Source organism: Pseudomonas sp. GW821-FHT01E05 (assembly GCF_059422425.1).
The window spans coordinates 301,438-316,413 of record NZ_JBWKWW010000001.1; the positions used below are offsets into that span (position 1 = coordinate 301,438).

A 14,976-nucleotide genomic window follows, 5' to 3' on the forward strand; every position below is an offset into this window, starting at 1 on the left:
AGCAGTCGTAATCCGGCCACCTCGGTTTTCCTGTGAGATCGAGGCCTACCGTTCTACGACCGCTTCGCGGCCGAACGCAGCCTGGCGGCAGCTGCTACGCGGGGAGGGCTCGTTCCGGTAATCGCCTCAGGTCAGCTCTTTCAGCCTGTGCCAGAGCATTCCCAGCGCCAGCAGCGGAGAGCGCAGGTATTTGCCGCCGGGAAAGGTGATGTGTGGAACCTGGGCGAACAGATCGAAGCCGCCGCTCTGCTGGCCGCTGATGGCCTCGGCCAGCAACTTGCCGGCCAGGTGCGTGGCGTTTACGCCATGACCTGAGTAGGCCTGGGCGTAATACACATTCGGCTGGTCCTTGAGCCGTCCGATTTGCGGCAGGCGATTGGCGCCGATGCCGATCATCCCGCCCCATTGATAGTCGATCTTCACCCCGGCCAGCTGCGGGAATACGTCCAGCATTTTCGGCCGCATATAAGCGGCGATGTCCTGCGGGTCGCGCCCGGAATAGTGACAAGCACCGCCAAACAGCAAGCGCCGGTCCGCCGAGAGACGGTAGTAATCCAGCGCTACCCGTTGATCGCAGACCGCCATGTTCTGTGGCAATAACGCGTGAGCCTGGGCTTCACTCAAGGGTTCGGTGGCGATGATATAGCTGCCGGCTGGCAGCACTTTGCCGCTGAGTTGCGGGTTGAGTCCGTTGAGGTAGGCGTTGCAGCCCAGCACTAACGTTTTGGCCCGCACTGAACCCTGAGCGGTGTGAACACGAACTTCAGGGCCGTAATCGATGCGGGTAACGGCCGATTGCTCGAACAGCTTGACGCCCAGTTGCTGCGCGGCGACGGCTTCGCCCAACGCAAGATTCAACGGATGCAGATGCCCCGAGCCCATATCGATCAAACCGCCGACATAACGGTCGGAGCCGACCACAGTGTGCATTTCATGGGCTTGCAGCAGGCGGGTTTGGTGACGATAACCGAGGCTGCGCAGTTCTTCGGCATCGTCGGCGAATCTTTCAAGGTCGCGAGGTTTGTTGGCCAGATCGCAATAGCCCCAGGTCAGGTCGCAGGCGATCTGGAAACGTTCGACCCGCTGGCGGACTATTTCCACCGCCTCAAGCCCCATCAACTTCATCTGACGCACGCCTTGCGTGCCTACCACATTGGCGAACTGATCGAGGCCGTGGCCGACACCGCGAATCAGCTGCCCGCCGTTGCGCCCGCTGGCGCCCCAGCCAATCTTGCGCGCTTCCAGCAGCACTACGCTCAAACCGCGTTCGGCCAGTTCGATCGCCGTGTTCAACCCCGAGAAGCCACCGCCGACCACGCAGACGTCGGCCTGTAACTCACCTGTGAGCACCGGATGGTCGGGCTGCGGCAGGCTGCTGGCGGCGTAGTAAGACGCGGTGTGCTGGTTGCTCGGGACAGGTTTCTGAGCACGGGCATTCATGTGCATAATCCAGATTATTGTGTTTGGAAAACTTTACGGAGCATAAGCCGGACCTTTCCGGTGCGGCAACACTGGTCGGCTGGCGCTGTCTGGAACGTGGCTTTTAAGGCAAAATTCCAATCCATCCACTTTCCCGGTAACCGCTTCGATGAGCTGCAACAGCCAGAAAATTCGCACTCTCCGGCAGCAGATCCCCTCGTTCGAGTGTGTCCCCGGTTGCCATGACTGCTGTGGTCCGGTGACCACTTCGACCGAAGAAATGTCCCGTTTACCGCGCAAGACGGCGGCCGAGCAGGAAGCGGCGATGGATGAGTTGAACTGCGTTCACCTGGGCCCCAACGGTTGCACGGTGTACGACGAGCGTCCGTTGATCTGTCGTCTATTCGGCACTACGCCGACCTTGCCATGCCCCAATGGCCGCCGCCCGGTGGAGTTGATTCATCCGCGAGTCGAAAAGCAGATCCATGAGTACATGGCCAGCACGCGGCAGGTTCTGGTTTGAAATGATCGTTCCAACGCAGAGCGTGGGAACGAGCGTGATGCGCTCAATCCGGAATCGGTAGATTCAAACTCTCCTTCACCTCTTCCATCACGATATAGCTCTTGGACTCCCGCACATGGGGCAGTTTAAGCAGGATGTCGCCCAGCAATTTACGGTACGACGCCATCTCTGAAATCCGTGCTTTCACCAGATAGTCGAAGTCGCCCGACACCAGATGGCACTCCAGCACATGGGGCAGCTTCAGCACGGCTCGCCGGAACTCTTCGAAGGTGTCGCCGGATTTGTAGTCCAGGCTGATCTCGACGAATACCAGCAGGCTGCCCTTGAGGTGCTGCGGGTTGAGCCGGGCGTTGTAGCCCATGATGATTCCTTCGCGCTCCAGACGACGTACCCGCTCGGTACAGGGTGTGGTCGACAGGCCGACCTTTTCCCCCAGTTCGGTGAAGGAAATGCGCCCGTCCACCTGCAGGATGCGCAAGATGTTGCGGTCGATCTTGTCCAGCTCACGTTTGGTCTGGGTGTTGGTACGCATAGGGGATGCGCCTCCGTGAAAAGGGTTTTTGCCGAGAATTCTCGCCAAATATAGGCACTTATATAGTGAAAAGCACTGGCAAATGTTTTTTACACTGCGCGCATCTTCGCTCTGAACAACAAACGTCAGCGGTAAGCCGCGATGAGGGATATGAAAATGCGCGTTCTGGTCTTGGGTAGCGGCGTCATAGGTACCGCCAGTGCCTATTATCTGGCTCGGGCCGGCTTTGAGGTGGTGGTCGTCGACCGCCAGCCGGCCGCTGCCATGGAAACCAGTTTCGCCAACGCAGGCCAGGTCTCGCCGGGTTATGCCTCGCCCTGGGCCGCGCCGGGTGTGCCGCTCAAAGCCATCAAGTGGCTGTTGCAGCGCCACGCGCCGCTGGCGATCAAGGCCACTGCCGAGATTGATCAATACCTGTGGATGGCGCAGATGCTGCGCAACTGCACCGCCAGCCGCTATGCGGTGAACAAAGAGCGTATGGTCCGTCTGTCCGAATACAGCCGTGACTGCCTCGACGAACTGCGCGCCGAAACCGGTATTGCCTACGAAGGACGCAGCCTGGGGACTACCCAGCTGTTCCGCACACAGGCGCAACTCGATGGCGCGGCGAAAGACATCTCGGTGCTCAAAGAGTCCGGCGTACCTTTTGAACTGCTCGACCGCGCTGGCATCGCCCGCGTTGAACCCGCACTGGCCAGCGTCACCGACATCCTCGCCGGTGCCTTGCGCTTGCCGAATGACCAAACCGGTGACTGCCAGATGTTCACCACCCGCCTGGCCGAAATGGCTGTGAAACTGGGTGTGGAATTCCGCTTCGGCCAGGACATTCAGCGCCTCGACTACGTGGGTGATCGGGTCAATGGTGTGTGGATCGACGGCAAGCTGGAAACCGCTGACCGCTACGTGCTGGCACTCGGCAGCTATTCGCCGCAGTTGCTCAAGCCGCTGGGCATCAAGGCGCCGGTGTACCCGCTCAAGGGTTACTCGTTGACCGTGCCGATCACCAACCCGGAGATGGCCCCGACTTCGACTATCCTCGACGAGACTTACAAGGTCGCGATCACCCGTTTCGACAACCGCATTCGTGTCGGTGGCATGGCTGAAATTGCCGGTTTTGACCTGTCGCTCAATCCGCGTCGGCGCGAAACCCTGGAGATGATCGTCAACGACCTCTATCCTCAGGGCGGTAATTTGTCCCAGGCCAGTTTCTGGACCGGCCTGCGTCCGACCACACCGGATGGCACACCGATTGTCGGTGCCACACCGTTGCGCAATCTGTTTTTGAACACCGGTCACGGTACGCTCGGCTGGACCATGGCGTGTGGTTCTGGTCGCTTGCTGGCTGACCTGATGGCGAAGAAAACGCCGCAGATCAGTGCCGAAGGCCTCGATATTTCTCGTTACGATAACAATCCCAAGGAGTCAGCTAAACATGTCAATCCAGCGCCAGCTCACCAATGAGCGCATGAGCCAGATCGTTGTACACGGCAATACCGTGTATCTGGCAGGACAGGTTGGCGACGATATGAACGCCGGGATTGAACAGCAGACCCGTGAAACCCTTGCCAACATCGAGCGTTTGCTGGATCTGGCCGGGACCGACAAGAATCGTCTGCTGTCGGTGACGATCTACCTGAAAGACATCGACGCTGACTTCGCCGGTATGAACGCTGTCTGGGACAAGTGGCTGCCAAAAGGTGTGGCACCTGCCCGCGCAACCGTCGAAGCCAAGCTCTGCGAGCCGGAAATTCTGGTTGAGCTGTCGGTTGTGGCCGCTCTGCCTTAAGTAACGCTTTAAGTAACAACGATCCCTCTCCCGGCGCTGTTGGTGGTTCACGCTGTCAGCCAGCGCCGGTTTTTTCTTCCCTCATGACCGCCTAGAAGTCTGCCGCCATGCGTCCTGCCCGTGCCCTGATCGATCTTCAAGCTCTGCGTCACAACTACCAACTGGCCCGCGAAGTGTCGGGAGCCAAGGCTCTCGCCGTGATCAAGGCCGATGCTTATGGCCATGGCGCGGTGCGCTGCGCCCAGGCTCTGGAAGCTGAGGCTGACGGTTTTGCCGTGGCCTGTATCGAGGAAGCGCTGGAACTGCGTGCAGCCGGTATTCGTGCGCCGGTGCTGTTGCTCGAAGGGTTTTTCGAAGCCGATGAGCTGGCGCTGATCGTCGAGCATGATTTCTGGTGTGTGGTGCATTCGTTGTGGCAGCTCGAGGCGATCGAGAAAGCCGCACTGGCCAAGCCGCTGACCATCTGGCTCAAGCTCGACTCGGGCATGCACCGCGTCGGACTGCATCCGGCGGATTATCAAGGGGCCTATCAACGACTCCTGGCCAGTGGCAAAGTGGCAAAGATTGTCCTGATGAGCCACTTCGCCCGCGCCGATGAGCTCCATTGCGCCCGCAGTACCGAGCAGGTCGCGGTGTTCGAAGCCGCTCGCCAGGGGTTGTCGGCTCAGGTCAGTTTGCGCAACTCGCCGGCGGTTCTCGGTTGGCCGAACATTCCCAGTGACTGGGTGCGCCCGGGCATCATGCTTTACGGCGCGACTCCGTTCGAGGAGGCCAATGCGGTGGCTGCGCGTTTGCAGCCAGTGATGACCCTGGAATCGAAAGTGATCAGCGTGCGTGAGCTGCCCGCCGGCGAACCGGTTGGTTACGGTGCGAAGTTCATCACGCCCAAACCAATGCGTATTGGCGTGGTTGCCATGGGTTATGCCGACGGCTATCCGCGTCAGGCGCCTACCGGTACGCCAGTGTTGGTGGCTGGTCAACGCAGTCAGCTGCTTGGGCGGGTATCGATGGACATGTTGTGCATTGATCTGACCGATGTACCGCAGGCCGGCCTCGGTTCGACGGTCGAGTTGTGGGGCAAGAACATCCTTGCCAGCGACGTGGCGATGGCTGCCGACACTATTCCTTATCAGATTTTCTGCAACCTGCGCCGAGTGCCACTGCTCTATTCCGGGAGCTAAAGGGCACTCTGCCTTACCGGAAGTCGCCTTCCTGAAGCGGATTCAGGCCCAAGTGTTGTAAATACTGAACGCTGTCGCCATGATAACGCTCAATACCCTACAACCTGAATCCTGGGAGGCTAATGCATTGGACGTCGGTGAACGACTGCAATCGATCCGTAAACTGAAAGGTCTTTCCCAGCGTGAGCTTGCCAAGCGTGCGGGGGTCACCAATAGCACCATTTCGATGATCGAGAAAAACAGCGTCAGTCCCTCGATCAGTTCGCTGAGGAAGGTTCTTGGTGGTATCCCCATGTCCATGGTCGAGTTCTTTTCCGAAGAAATCCTCCAGGAAAAACCGACTCAGATCGTCTATAAAGCTCACGAACTGATCGATATCTCCGATGGCGCGGTCACCATGAAGCTGGTTGGTAAGGCTCATCCGAGTCGGGCAATCGCTTTTCTCAACGAGATTTACCCACCAGGCGCCGATACCGGCGGCGAAATGCTCACCCACGAAGGTGAGGAGACCGGGATTCTCCTGGAAGGTCGTCTGGAGTTGGTGGTGGGGCTTGAGACATTCGTGCTTGAGGCCGGTGACAGCTACTACTTCGAAAGCACCAAGCCGCACCGTTTCCGTAATCCGTTCGACGCGCCGGCGCGGCTAATCAGCGCAGCCACGCCAGCGAATTTCTAAGAGGAAGGCGTCCAGCAAGGTTTGTGCAGGCGCTCTGGTTAGTTTTCCGCCGCGACTAATACCCCTTCGACTTTAGGGTTGTTTCAGTGTGGCAGGCTAACCGCTATACTTGCGCCCGCCTGCGAACCGTGGCCGTGGGCGTGACTAGCCACCATTGAGGGTGTACGCGTGAACCTAATTATGAAAATGCTGGCTGCACCAGCAACCGTATTGGCCCTTTGGGCAGTCAGCGCTCAAGCTGCGACCAACGACGATATCGCTAAACGCCTTGAACCAGTCGGCCAGGTCTGTGTACAAGGTCAAGAGTGCAAGGGGATGGAAGTCGCTGCTTCGGCGGGCGGCGGCGGTGCGAAAACCCCTGACGACGTGATTGCCAAGCATTGCAATGCTTGCCACGGCACCGGCCTGCTGGGTTCGCCAAAAATCGGCGACGCTGCCGACTGGGGCAAGCGCGCCAAAGAGCAAGGTGGTCTTGACGGCCTGTTGGCCAAAGCCATTACCGGCATCAACTCGATGCCGCCCAAAGGCACCTGCGCCGATTGCTCCGATAGCGATCTCAAAGGCGCAATCCAGAAGATGTCCGGCCTGAAATAAGCCCCATCTTCCGCGAAAAAGCCGCTTACAAGCGGCTTTTTTGTGCCCGAGATTTGGCCTCAAGGCTGTTCTTTGCAGCAAAGACCCGGCAAGCTCAGTCCCTCCCCGGCTCAAGGCGCGTCCACGGAGGGTCAGATGGTGCAGTCCTGTTCAATCGAGCATGCGGTCGATGCTGTGCTCGCACGTTTACCGGTGCATATTCATATGGGTTTGCCGCTGGGCCTTGGCAAACCCAATGCTTTTGTTAACGCGCTGTACCAACGCATTGCACAACTGCCCGGGCGACGGCTGACGATCTACACAGCCCTGAGTCTGGGTCGCCCATCCTTGGGTGATGGCTTGCAACGGCGCTTTCTCGAGCCCTTTGTCGAACGTGTATTCGGCGATTATACGGAACTGGATTATCTCGCTGATCTGCACCACGACAGCCTGCCGGCCAACATCCGCATCGAGCAGTTCTTCATGCAGCCAGGGAGTTTGCTCAACAGCCTGCCCGCTCAACAGGACTACGTCAGCAGCAACTACAGCCATGCCGCGCGGGACATCAATGCCGCCGGTTTGAACCTGGTCGCGCAACTGGTCGCTCGTGATCCACAGGCGGATCGCCTGAGCTTGAGCTGCAACCCGGATATCACACTCGACTTGCTGCCGATGATCGCCAAGCGCCGCGCGGCGGGAGAAACCATTCTGCTGCTCGGCCAGGTTCATCGCGATCTGCCCTACATGCCGGGCCATGCGGAAATCGGCAGTGACGCCTTCGATCTGCTGATCGACGAGGAGGACCACACAACGCTGTTTTCCACGCCGAATATGCCCGTGGGCTTGCAGGACCATTTCATCGGGCTGCACGCCAGTACTTTGGTGCGCGATGGCGGCACATTGCAGATCGGCATCGGCTCCATGGGCGATGCGCTGACTGCAGCACTGCTGGCACGTCAAGCGGATAACGACGGTTATCGAGCGCTGTTGGCGGAGATCGATGTCACACACTGGCAGCGTCTGATCGAGCGTGAAGGCGGCGTCGAGCCCTTCGCCAAAGGGCTTTACGGTTGCAGCGAAATGTTCGTCAACGGGCTGTTGGTTCTGGCCGATGCAGGAATCGTAAGGCGTAAGGTTTATGCGCAGGTTGCGCTGCAAGAGCAGGCGAATGCCGGAGCGCTGGATGAGGCCGCACAGCAGGGCGGTATCTCAGTGCATGGCGGGTTCTTTCTCGGGCCGCGCAGTTTCTATCAGCGGTTACGCGAGTTGCCGCCGAGCAAGCTGGTTGAATTCAACATGACCGCCATCAGCTACATCAATGAGCTGTACGGCAATGAACAGCTCAAGCGGTTGCAGCGCCAGGATGCACGTTTCATCAACAGTGCCTTTACCATGACCCTGCTCGGTGCCGGGGTGGCGGATCAACTGGAGGATGGGCGGGTACTCAGCGGTGTCGGCGGGCAATACAACTTTGTTGCCCAAGGCCATGCGCTGGAGGGTGCGCGTTCTATCCTGATTTTGCGCAGCTGGCGCGAATCAGGCGGCGAAGTGAGTTCGAACATGGTCTGGGATTACGGTCACTGCACGATCCCGCGGCATCTGCGCGACATCGTGGTGACCGAGTACGGCATCGCCGATCTGCGCGGCAAGACCGATGCGGCGGTGATCGAGGCCTTGCTGAGTATCAGCGATTCACGCTTCCAGCAGGGCTTGATCGAGCAGGCACAGAAAGTCGGCAAGTTGCCCAAGGACTTCCGTCTTGATCCACGTTTCACCGACAACAACCCGCAGCGTCTGCAGGCGATTCAGGCACGGCATTCCCAGCTTTTTCCGGAGTATCCGTTGGGCAGCGACTTCAGCAACGAGGAGCGTGATCTGTTGCGGGCGCTCAACTGGTTGAAGAGCAAGTTCAAGCTCACCGAGATTCTCGAGCTGGGCAAGGCCGCGCTGGATGCGCCGCAGCCATCGCAATACCCGGCTCATCTTGAACGGATGCAACTGACGAAACCTGAGGGCCTGCGCGAGGATCTGTATCAGCGATTGCTGTTGGCAGGTCTACAGGCCACCGCGAAGTAACTACCAGCGACGATCAAATGTGGGAGCGGGCTTGCTCGCGAAGACGGCGGCACATCCAGCATTGATGTGACTGACAAACCGCATTCGCGAGCAAGCCCGCTCCCGCAGGGGGTTTGTGGTGTGGCGGATTAGTCGATAAAGGTCACGACGCCGCCCGCCAGGGATTTCACCCGGGCCAGGGATTCAACGCGATAGCCCTGAGCGTCCAGCTCGGCACGGCCGCCCTGGAATGACTTCTCGATCACGATACCCAGGCCTGCCACGGTGGCGCCGGCTTGTTTGATGATCGAGATCAGCGCTTGCGAGGCCTTACCATTGGCCAGGAAGTCATCGATGATCAGCACGCGGTCGCTGCTGGTCAGGTGCCGTGGAGAAATCGCCACGGTGCTTTCGACCTGCTTGGTGAACGAGTACACAGTCGCCGACAGCAGGTTTTCGGTCAGGGTCAGGGACTGATGCTTGCGGGCGAAAATCACCGGCACACCGAGATTCAGTCCGGTCATGATCGCCGGAGCAATACCCGAAGCTTCGATGGTAACGATCTTGGTGATGCCCGAATTTGCGAACAGGGTGGCGAACTCATCGCCGATCAGCTTCATCAATTGCGGGTCGATCTGGTGGTTCAGAAAGGCGTCGACTTTCAGGACCTGATCGGAAAGCACGATGCCTTCTTCGCGAATTTTCTTGTGCAGGGCTTCCACGGAACTTCCTCTTTTAGCGCTTTGTGCGCCTAAGCTCTGATAAAAAGTGTTCGGTTAAAAAGTAGTCAATTTAGCGCTTTAACATTGCGCGTATATCCGCTAATGCGGTATTGCCACGAACGGCTTTGACTTCGGTAGGGATGTCGTCGGTGCCTTCCCAGGCCAAGTCGTCCGGCGGCAGTTCATCGAGGAAGCGGCTCGGCGCACAGTCGATGATCTCGCCGTATTGCTTACGCTTGGCAGCGAAGGTGAAGGCCAGAGTCTGACGAGCTCGGGTAATTCCGACGTAGGCCAGGCGGCGTTCTTCTTCGATGGTGTCGGCTTCGATGCTGGAGCGGTGAGGGAGAATTTCCTCTTCCATGCCCATGATGAACACGTAGGGGAATTCCAGGCCCTTGGAGGCGTGCAAGGTCATCATTTGCACACCTTCGGCGCCGTCTTCCTCTTCCTGCTGACGTTCGAGCATGTCGCGCAAGACCAGCTTGCCGATGGCGTCTTCGATGGTCATTTCGCCATCTTCGTCTTTTTCCAGGGTGTTCTTCAGCGCCTCGATCAGGAACCAGACGTTGCCCATGCGGTAGTCCGCGGCTTTGTCGCTGGAACTGTTGGTGCGCAGCCAGTTCTCGTAATCGATGTCCATGACCATGCTGCGCAGTGCGGAAATCGGGTCCTCTCCCGCACATTGCTCACGTACGCGATCCATGAAGCGCTTGAAGCGCGTCAGGCGATCGGTGAAGCGGCTGTCCAGGTGCTCGCCAAGGCCAATTTCTTCGGTAGCGGCGTACATCGAGATCTTGCGCCCAGTGGCGTAGTTGCCGAGCTTTTCCAGGGTGGTCGAACCGATTTCCCGGCGTGGGACGTTGATCACCCGCAGGAAGGCGTTGTCGTCGTCCGGGTTCACCAGCAGGCGGAAGTAAGCCATCAGGTCTTTGACTTCCTGACGTCCGAAAAAGCTGTTGCCGCCGGAGAGGCGATACGGAATCTGGTGATGCTGAAGCTTGAGCTCAATGAGCTTGGCCTGGTAATTACCGCGATAAAGAATGGCGAAGTCGCTGTAGGGCCGGTCGGTGCGCAGGTGCAGGGTGAGGAGTTCCACGGCCACGCGCTCGGCTTCGGCGTCTTCGTTGCGGCAGCGGATCACGCGGATTTCGTCGCCGTGCCCCATGTCGCTCCACAGTTGTTTTTCAAACGCGTGGGGATTGTTCGAAATCAGCACGTTGGCGCAGCGCAGGATACGGCTGGTGGAGCGGTAGTTCTGCTCCAGCATTACCACTTTCAAGGACGGATAGTCGTCCTTGAGCAACATCAGGTTTTCCGGGCGTGCGCCGCGCCAGGCGTAGATCGACTGGTCATCATCACCCACCACGGTGAACTGGTTACGCTTGCCGATCAGCAGCTTCACCAGCAAATACTGGCTGGCGTTGGTGTCCTGGTATTCGTCCACTAGCAGGTAGCGGACCTTGTTTTGCCATTTTTCCAGGATGTCGGCGTGCTCCTGGAACAGTTTTACCGGCAGCAGGATCAGGTCGTCAAAGTCCACCGCGTTGAATGCCTTGAGCGTGCGCTGATAGTGGGTGTAGACGATGGCGGCGGTCTGCTCCTTGGGGTTGCGGGCATTTTCCAGGGCTTCGGGCGGCAGAATCAGGTCGTTTTTCCACGAGCCGATCATGTTCTTGATCTCGTCGACGCCGTCGTCGCCCGAGTATTCCTTCTGCATGATGTCAGTCATCAGGGCTTTGACGTCGGTCTCGTCGAAAATCGAGAACCCTGGCTTATAGCCCAGACGTGCATGCTCTTTGCGGATGATGTTCAGACCCAGATTGTGGAACGTACACACCGTCAACCCGCGGCCTTCGCCGCCGCGCAGCAGGCTGCCGACTCGCTCCTTCATCTCCCGCGCGGCCTTGTTGGTAAAGGTCATGGCGACGATGTACTGCGCACGGATGCCGCAGCTCTGGATCAGATGGGCGATTTTGCGGGTGATCACGCTGGTCTTGCCGGAGCCTGCGCCGGCGAGCACCAAAAGAGGGCCGCCGACATAGTTCACGGCTTCTTGCTGCCGGGGATTGAGTCGGGACATGACGGAAAAGGAGGTCGCTTGCGAAATGGGCGGGCATTTTAACAGGCTGGAAAGATTCTGCCGCTCCTCTGCGACTTGTGACGTAGCACTCGATCTAAATTTGCCGGTTTTGTTACTTTCCCGCAGGATGCGCAATGAATTTGCGTCTAATGTTCGTGTTTGAGCGGTACAAGCCGGTTTTTGATAATCAATAGCATTGGTCAGTGTTTATCGGCACGTCATAATGCCCGCCGCCAACATCTTTTGCAGAGTCTAGGGAGCTAGCTTGTCTACGCCTGTCGAACCCTTGCGTTTGCTGCTTCTGGCCCAAGAGCCAGCGTGGGCAGCGTTGTTGCGCGAGTGTCTGGCTCCGATGGGGAGCTCGGCTGTGCTGATCAGTGCGCCGAGCTGGGAGTCGGTCAGTAGTTTGTTCGATGACGACCGCACTGCGGTGTTATTGACGACTCCAGCCCTGCAACCCGCTCCGGGTCGCTGCAGTTTGCCAACGGTATTGCTGTTGGAGCACGAACCGGTAGTCGCACCGGACGGTGTCAGCGACTGGTTGGTCCGCGATGCTCTGGATATTGCTACGTTGCGCCGTTGTCTGCGCCATGTTCGTGAGCGAGGTGTGCTGGAAAACACCTTGCAACGCCTGGCTGAACAGGACCCGCTGACCGGCATCGCCAATCGCCAGGGGTTTCAGACCTTGCTGGCGGCCCGTCTTGCCGAGAATGAAGGGCGTGGCCTTGCGCTGGGTCATCTGGACCTCGACAACTTTCGTCACGCCAATGATGCCCTCGGTCACCAGGCCGGTGACCGGCTGATCCTGCAGGTGGTCTCGCGGCTCAAAAGCCAGCTTGAAGCCGGCGATCAACTGGCGCGTCTGGGCAGTGATGAATTTGCCTTGTTGGTCGACACCCGCCGGGCGCCGCAGCGTGCCGAGTGGATGGCTGAACGCATTATCGAAGCCATGTCCGAGCCCTATTGGGTCGATGGTGAAAGCCTGCTGATCGGCTGCAGTCTGGGTATTGCCCATGCCCGCACACGGGCCGGTGCCGACCCGCTGATGTGGCACGCGCATATCGCCATGCAACAGGCCAAAAGCACCCAAGGCTGCACTTTTCATATTTTCAATGAGCGCATCAATCGTAACGCCCGCAGCCTCGCCGATCTCGAAAGCGAACTGCGCCGTGCCTTGCGTCGTGACGAACTGGAACTGCATTACCAGCCACGGCTGAACCTGGAAGACGGGCAGATTGTCGGTCTCGAGGCGTTGGTGCGCTGGCGGCATGGCGAGCGTGGCCTGTTGCCGCCTAGCGAATTCGTTCCGCTGGCCGAGCAAAGCGGTTTGATCGTGCCGCTCGGTTATTGGGTGATTTCCCGCGCCCTGCGGGATATGCAGGCTCTGCGCGAACGCGGCCTGCCGCCGTTGCACATGGCGGTCAACCTGTCGTTCCGGCAGTTCCAGGACAGTCAGTTGCTCTCGACGTTGAGTCGCCTGATTGCCGAGCGTGGCGTCGAGGCGCAATGGCTGGAGTTCGAACTGACGGAAACCGCAGTGATGCGCCGAAGTGACCTGGTCAAGCAGACCATGGATGCGCTGGGTCGTTTGGGTGTGCGTTTCTCACTGGATGACTTCGGCACCGGCTTCTCTTCGTTCGTTCACCTCAACAGCCTGCCGATTGCGCTGCTGAAGATCGACAAGAGCTTTGTCGGCGGCATGGAACTGCGCGAAGAGAACCGCAAGCTGGTCCACGCGATGATCAATCTGGCGCACAACCTCAACCTGGAAGTGGTGGCCGAAGGCGTCGAAACGCCGGAGCAGCTTGCGTTACTGAGCGGCTTCGGCTGCGATCAGGTTCAGGGTTACCTGATCAGCAAGCCGTTACCCTTGGTTGAATTGGTCGAGTACTTGACGTTCGGCGCCTGCAAGCAAACCGTGCAGGATTTCTGCTAAGCCGACAGGTCGCCGATGCCTTGCTCCAGAGCCCTCTGCGATGAGGGCTTGCCTTTGATCATCCGCTTCATCTTCCCTTCGAACGCCAGCGTCAGGCTCACTGCCGCGCAGGCCAGCCCCAACGCCAGACCCCACCAAACGCCGGTCGGCCCCCAACCGAGGGTAAAGGCCATTAACCACGCAGCGGGTGCGCCGATCAGCCAATAGCAGCCCAGGCCCACCACAAAGGTGGTCTTGGCGTCCTTGAGCCCGCGAATCGCGCCCATGGCGATGGTTTGCGTGCCGTCGAACAGCTCGAACCAGGCAGCCACCGCCAGCAAGCTCACAGCCAGGTTGATCACATCGCGAAAGGCCGGGTCGTTTTGATCGAGGAACAGCCCGACCAGCTGGTTCGGCACTAGCCAGAACACCATCGCGAAACCGAGCATCGCGGCCCCACCGAAGGCGATCCCGACCCGACCGGCCAAGCGGGCGTCCAGCAATTGCCCTGCGCCATAGTGCTGACCGATGCGCATGGTAATCGCATAGGAAATACCCGCTGGAACCATGAACGCTACCGAGACGATTTGCAGCGCGATCTGATGCGCGCCCAGTTGCGTGCTGCCCATGGTGCCCATGCACAGCGCGGCGAACGCAAAAAGGCCGACTTCCACCGCATAGGTGCCACCGATTGGCAGCCCCAGACGCCACAGCTCGCGCAGGTACTGTCGGTTTGGCCGCGACAGCCCCTGACGCAGCGGATAAGCGTCGTAGGCCGGATGCCGACGGATATGCCAGGCCAGCGCCAGAGCCATGCAATTGGCGACGATTGCCGTGACCAGGCCGATCCCGGTCAGACCGAGCTTCGGCAGGCCGAACATGCCGGTGATCAACGCATAGTTGAGCAGGAAGTTGGCCACGGTACCGCCCAGGCTGATGACCATCACCGGAGTCGCGCGGCCGATGGCGCTGGTAAACCCGCGCAAGGCCATGAAACTCAGGTAGCCGGGCAGGGCGAATGGCAGGATCAGCAGGAACTGGCCGGCGGCGTGGACGTTGGTTTCGGTCTGGCCGAACATCAGCAGAACGGGCTTGAGGTTCCACAGCAGCAGACCGGCCACCAGTGCCATCAGCCAGGCCAGCCAGAGCCCGGCCTGGGTCAGGCGGGTAGCGCCTTTGATGTCGCCTGCGCCCTGGCGAATGGCAACCAGGGTGCCAACCGCGGCAATCACACCGATGCAGAAGATCGACACGAACGTATAGCTGGCGGCGCCCAAACCGCCACCAGCGAGGGCTTCGGGGCTCAGTCTGGCCATCATCAAAGTGTCAGTGAGCACCATCAGCATGTGTGCCAACTGCGAGGCGATCAGCGGCCCGGCCAGCCGCAGGATGGCCCGGAGTTCGATACGTGCTGGATGCTGCATTATCATCAGTCTCGATTGTTCACAAGGGCGGGGAAGGGTTGATTCTCGGCGCTCTCGGGCGTGTGCACAAAGGGATAAAAACGATTGCTC

13 protein-coding genes are annotated in these 14,976 nt (G+C 59.3%); 8 read left to right on the forward strand and 5 right to left on the reverse strand.

Annotated features, from left to right (window positions below; genetic code table 11):
- Positions 1 to 126 precede the first annotated feature (126 nt).
- Complete coding sequence (locus tag AC07W5_RS01485; protein WP_495022665.1) at positions 127 to 1,440, reverse strand: NAD(P)/FAD-dependent oxidoreductase; 1,314 nt, start codon at positions 1,438 to 1,440, stop codon at positions 127 to 129.
- 148 nt (positions 1,441 to 1,588) lie between these two features.
- Between AC07W5_RS01485 and AC07W5_RS01490 the strand changes: the two genes are divergently transcribed.
- A complete protein-coding gene (locus AC07W5_RS01490) occupies positions 1,589 to 1,942 on the forward strand; it encodes a YkgJ family cysteine cluster protein (RefSeq protein ID WP_494990886.1) in 354 nt (117 codons plus the stop codon).
- A 43-nt stretch (positions 1,943 to 1,985) separates the two neighbouring features.
- Here the strand turns inward: AC07W5_RS01490 and AC07W5_RS01495 are convergent, their stop codons facing one another.
- Positions 1,986 to 2,474: an Lrp/AsnC ligand binding domain-containing protein gene (locus AC07W5_RS01495; RefSeq protein WP_494990885.1), complete on the reverse strand. Its 489-nt coding sequence runs from the start codon at positions 2,472 to 2,474 to the stop codon at positions 1,986 to 1,988.
- 156 nt (positions 2,475 to 2,630) lie between these two features.
- Between AC07W5_RS01495 and dadA the strand changes: the two genes are divergently transcribed.
- The 6 genes from dadA (at position 2,631) to AC07W5_RS01525 (ending at position 8,766) form a co-directional block, all read left to right on the forward strand.
- On the forward strand, positions 2,631 to 3,935 hold the full coding sequence (gene dadA / locus AC07W5_RS01500; protein WP_495022666.1) for a D-amino acid dehydrogenase: 1,305 nt from the start codon (positions 2,631 to 2,633) through the stop codon (positions 3,933 to 3,935).
- Entirely contained in the window at positions 3,907 to 4,260 is a 354-nt protein-coding gene (locus AC07W5_RS01505; RefSeq protein ID WP_495010429.1) for a RidA family protein, read from the forward strand. Before dadA ends, AC07W5_RS01505 begins: the two co-directional genes overlap by 29 nt.
- A gap of 107 nt (positions 4,261 to 4,367) precedes the next feature.
- On the forward strand, positions 4,368 to 5,441 hold the full coding sequence (alr, locus tag AC07W5_RS01510) for an alanine racemase (protein WP_495010428.1): 1,074 nt from the start codon (positions 4,368 to 4,370) through the stop codon (positions 5,439 to 5,441).
- 127 nt (positions 5,442 to 5,568) lie between these two features.
- Positions 5,569 to 6,117, forward strand: coding sequence for a cupin domain-containing protein (locus tag AC07W5_RS01515; RefSeq protein ID WP_489069446.1), 549 nt, complete (start codon positions 5,569 to 5,571; stop codon positions 6,115 to 6,117).
- 168 nt (positions 6,118 to 6,285) lie between these two features.
- On the forward strand, positions 6,286 to 6,711 hold the full coding sequence (locus tag AC07W5_RS01520; RefSeq protein ID WP_495010427.1) for a c-type cytochrome: 426 nt from the start codon (positions 6,286 to 6,288) through the stop codon (positions 6,709 to 6,711).
- A gap of 135 nt (positions 6,712 to 6,846) precedes the next feature.
- Positions 6,847 to 8,766, forward strand: a complete 1,920-nt coding sequence (locus tag AC07W5_RS01525) for an acetyl-CoA hydrolase/transferase C-terminal domain-containing protein (RefSeq protein WP_495010426.1) — start codon at positions 6,847 to 6,849, stop codon at positions 8,764 to 8,766.
- Positions 8,767 to 8,894: 128 nt separating this feature from the next.
- Here the strand turns inward: AC07W5_RS01525 and AC07W5_RS01530 are convergent, their stop codons facing one another.
- Positions 8,895 to 9,467, reverse strand: coding sequence for a xanthine phosphoribosyltransferase (locus AC07W5_RS01530; protein ID WP_495010425.1), 573 nt, complete (start codon positions 9,465 to 9,467; stop codon positions 8,895 to 8,897).
- A gap of 70 nt (positions 9,468 to 9,537) precedes the next feature.
- Positions 9,538 to 11,547, reverse strand: coding sequence for a DNA helicase Rep (gene rep / locus AC07W5_RS01535; protein WP_494990878.1), 2,010 nt, complete (start codon positions 11,545 to 11,547; stop codon positions 9,538 to 9,540).
- 265 nt (positions 11,548 to 11,812) lie between these two features.
- Between rep and AC07W5_RS01540 the strand changes: the two genes are divergently transcribed.
- A complete protein-coding gene (locus AC07W5_RS01540; RefSeq protein WP_495022667.1) occupies positions 11,813 to 13,483 on the forward strand; it encodes a putative bifunctional diguanylate cyclase/phosphodiesterase in 1,671 nt (556 codons plus the stop codon).
- On the opposite strand, the gene AC07W5_RS01545 is transcribed toward AC07W5_RS01540, so the two are convergent.
- Positions 13,480 to 14,892, reverse strand: coding sequence for a NorM family multidrug efflux MATE transporter (locus AC07W5_RS01545; protein WP_495010423.1), 1,413 nt, complete (start codon positions 14,890 to 14,892; stop codon positions 13,480 to 13,482). The two genes, AC07W5_RS01540 and AC07W5_RS01545, sit on opposite strands and share 4 nt — an antisense overlap.
- Positions 14,893 to 14,976: the final 84 nt, after the last annotated feature.

Excerpts from the sequence above, each read along its gene's own strand:
- AC07W5_RS01495 (WP_494990885.1), bottom strand. The coding sequence starts at position 2,474 with ATGCGTACCAACACCCAGACCAAACGTGAGCTGGACAAGATCGACCGC.
- AC07W5_RS01490 (WP_494990886.1), top strand. The coding sequence starts at position 1,589 with ATGAGCTGCAACAGCCAGAAAATTCGCACTCTCCGGCAGCAGATCCCC.
- alr (WP_495010428.1), top strand. The coding sequence starts at position 4,368 with ATGCGTCCTGCCCGTGCCCTGATCGATCTTCAAGCTCTGCGTCACAAC.
- rep (WP_494990878.1), bottom strand. The coding sequence starts at position 11,547 with ATGTCCCGACTCAATCCCCGGCAGCAAGAAGCCGTGAACTATGTCGGC.
- dadA (WP_495022666.1), top strand. The coding sequence starts at position 2,631 with ATGCGCGTTCTGGTCTTGGGTAGCGGCGTCATAGGTACCGCCAGTGCC.
- AC07W5_RS01505 (WP_495010429.1), top strand. The coding sequence starts at position 3,907 with ATGTCAATCCAGCGCCAGCTCACCAATGAGCGCATGAGCCAGATCGTT.
- AC07W5_RS01485 (WP_495022665.1), bottom strand. The coding sequence starts at position 1,440 with ATGAATGCCCGTGCTCAGAAACCTGTCCCGAGCAACCAGCACACCGCG.
- AC07W5_RS01525 (WP_495010426.1), top strand. The coding sequence starts at position 6,847 with ATGGTGCAGTCCTGTTCAATCGAGCATGCGGTCGATGCTGTGCTCGCA.
- AC07W5_RS01545 (WP_495010423.1), bottom strand. The coding sequence starts at position 14,892 with ATGATAATGCAGCATCCAGCACGTATCGAACTCCGGGCCATCCTGCGG.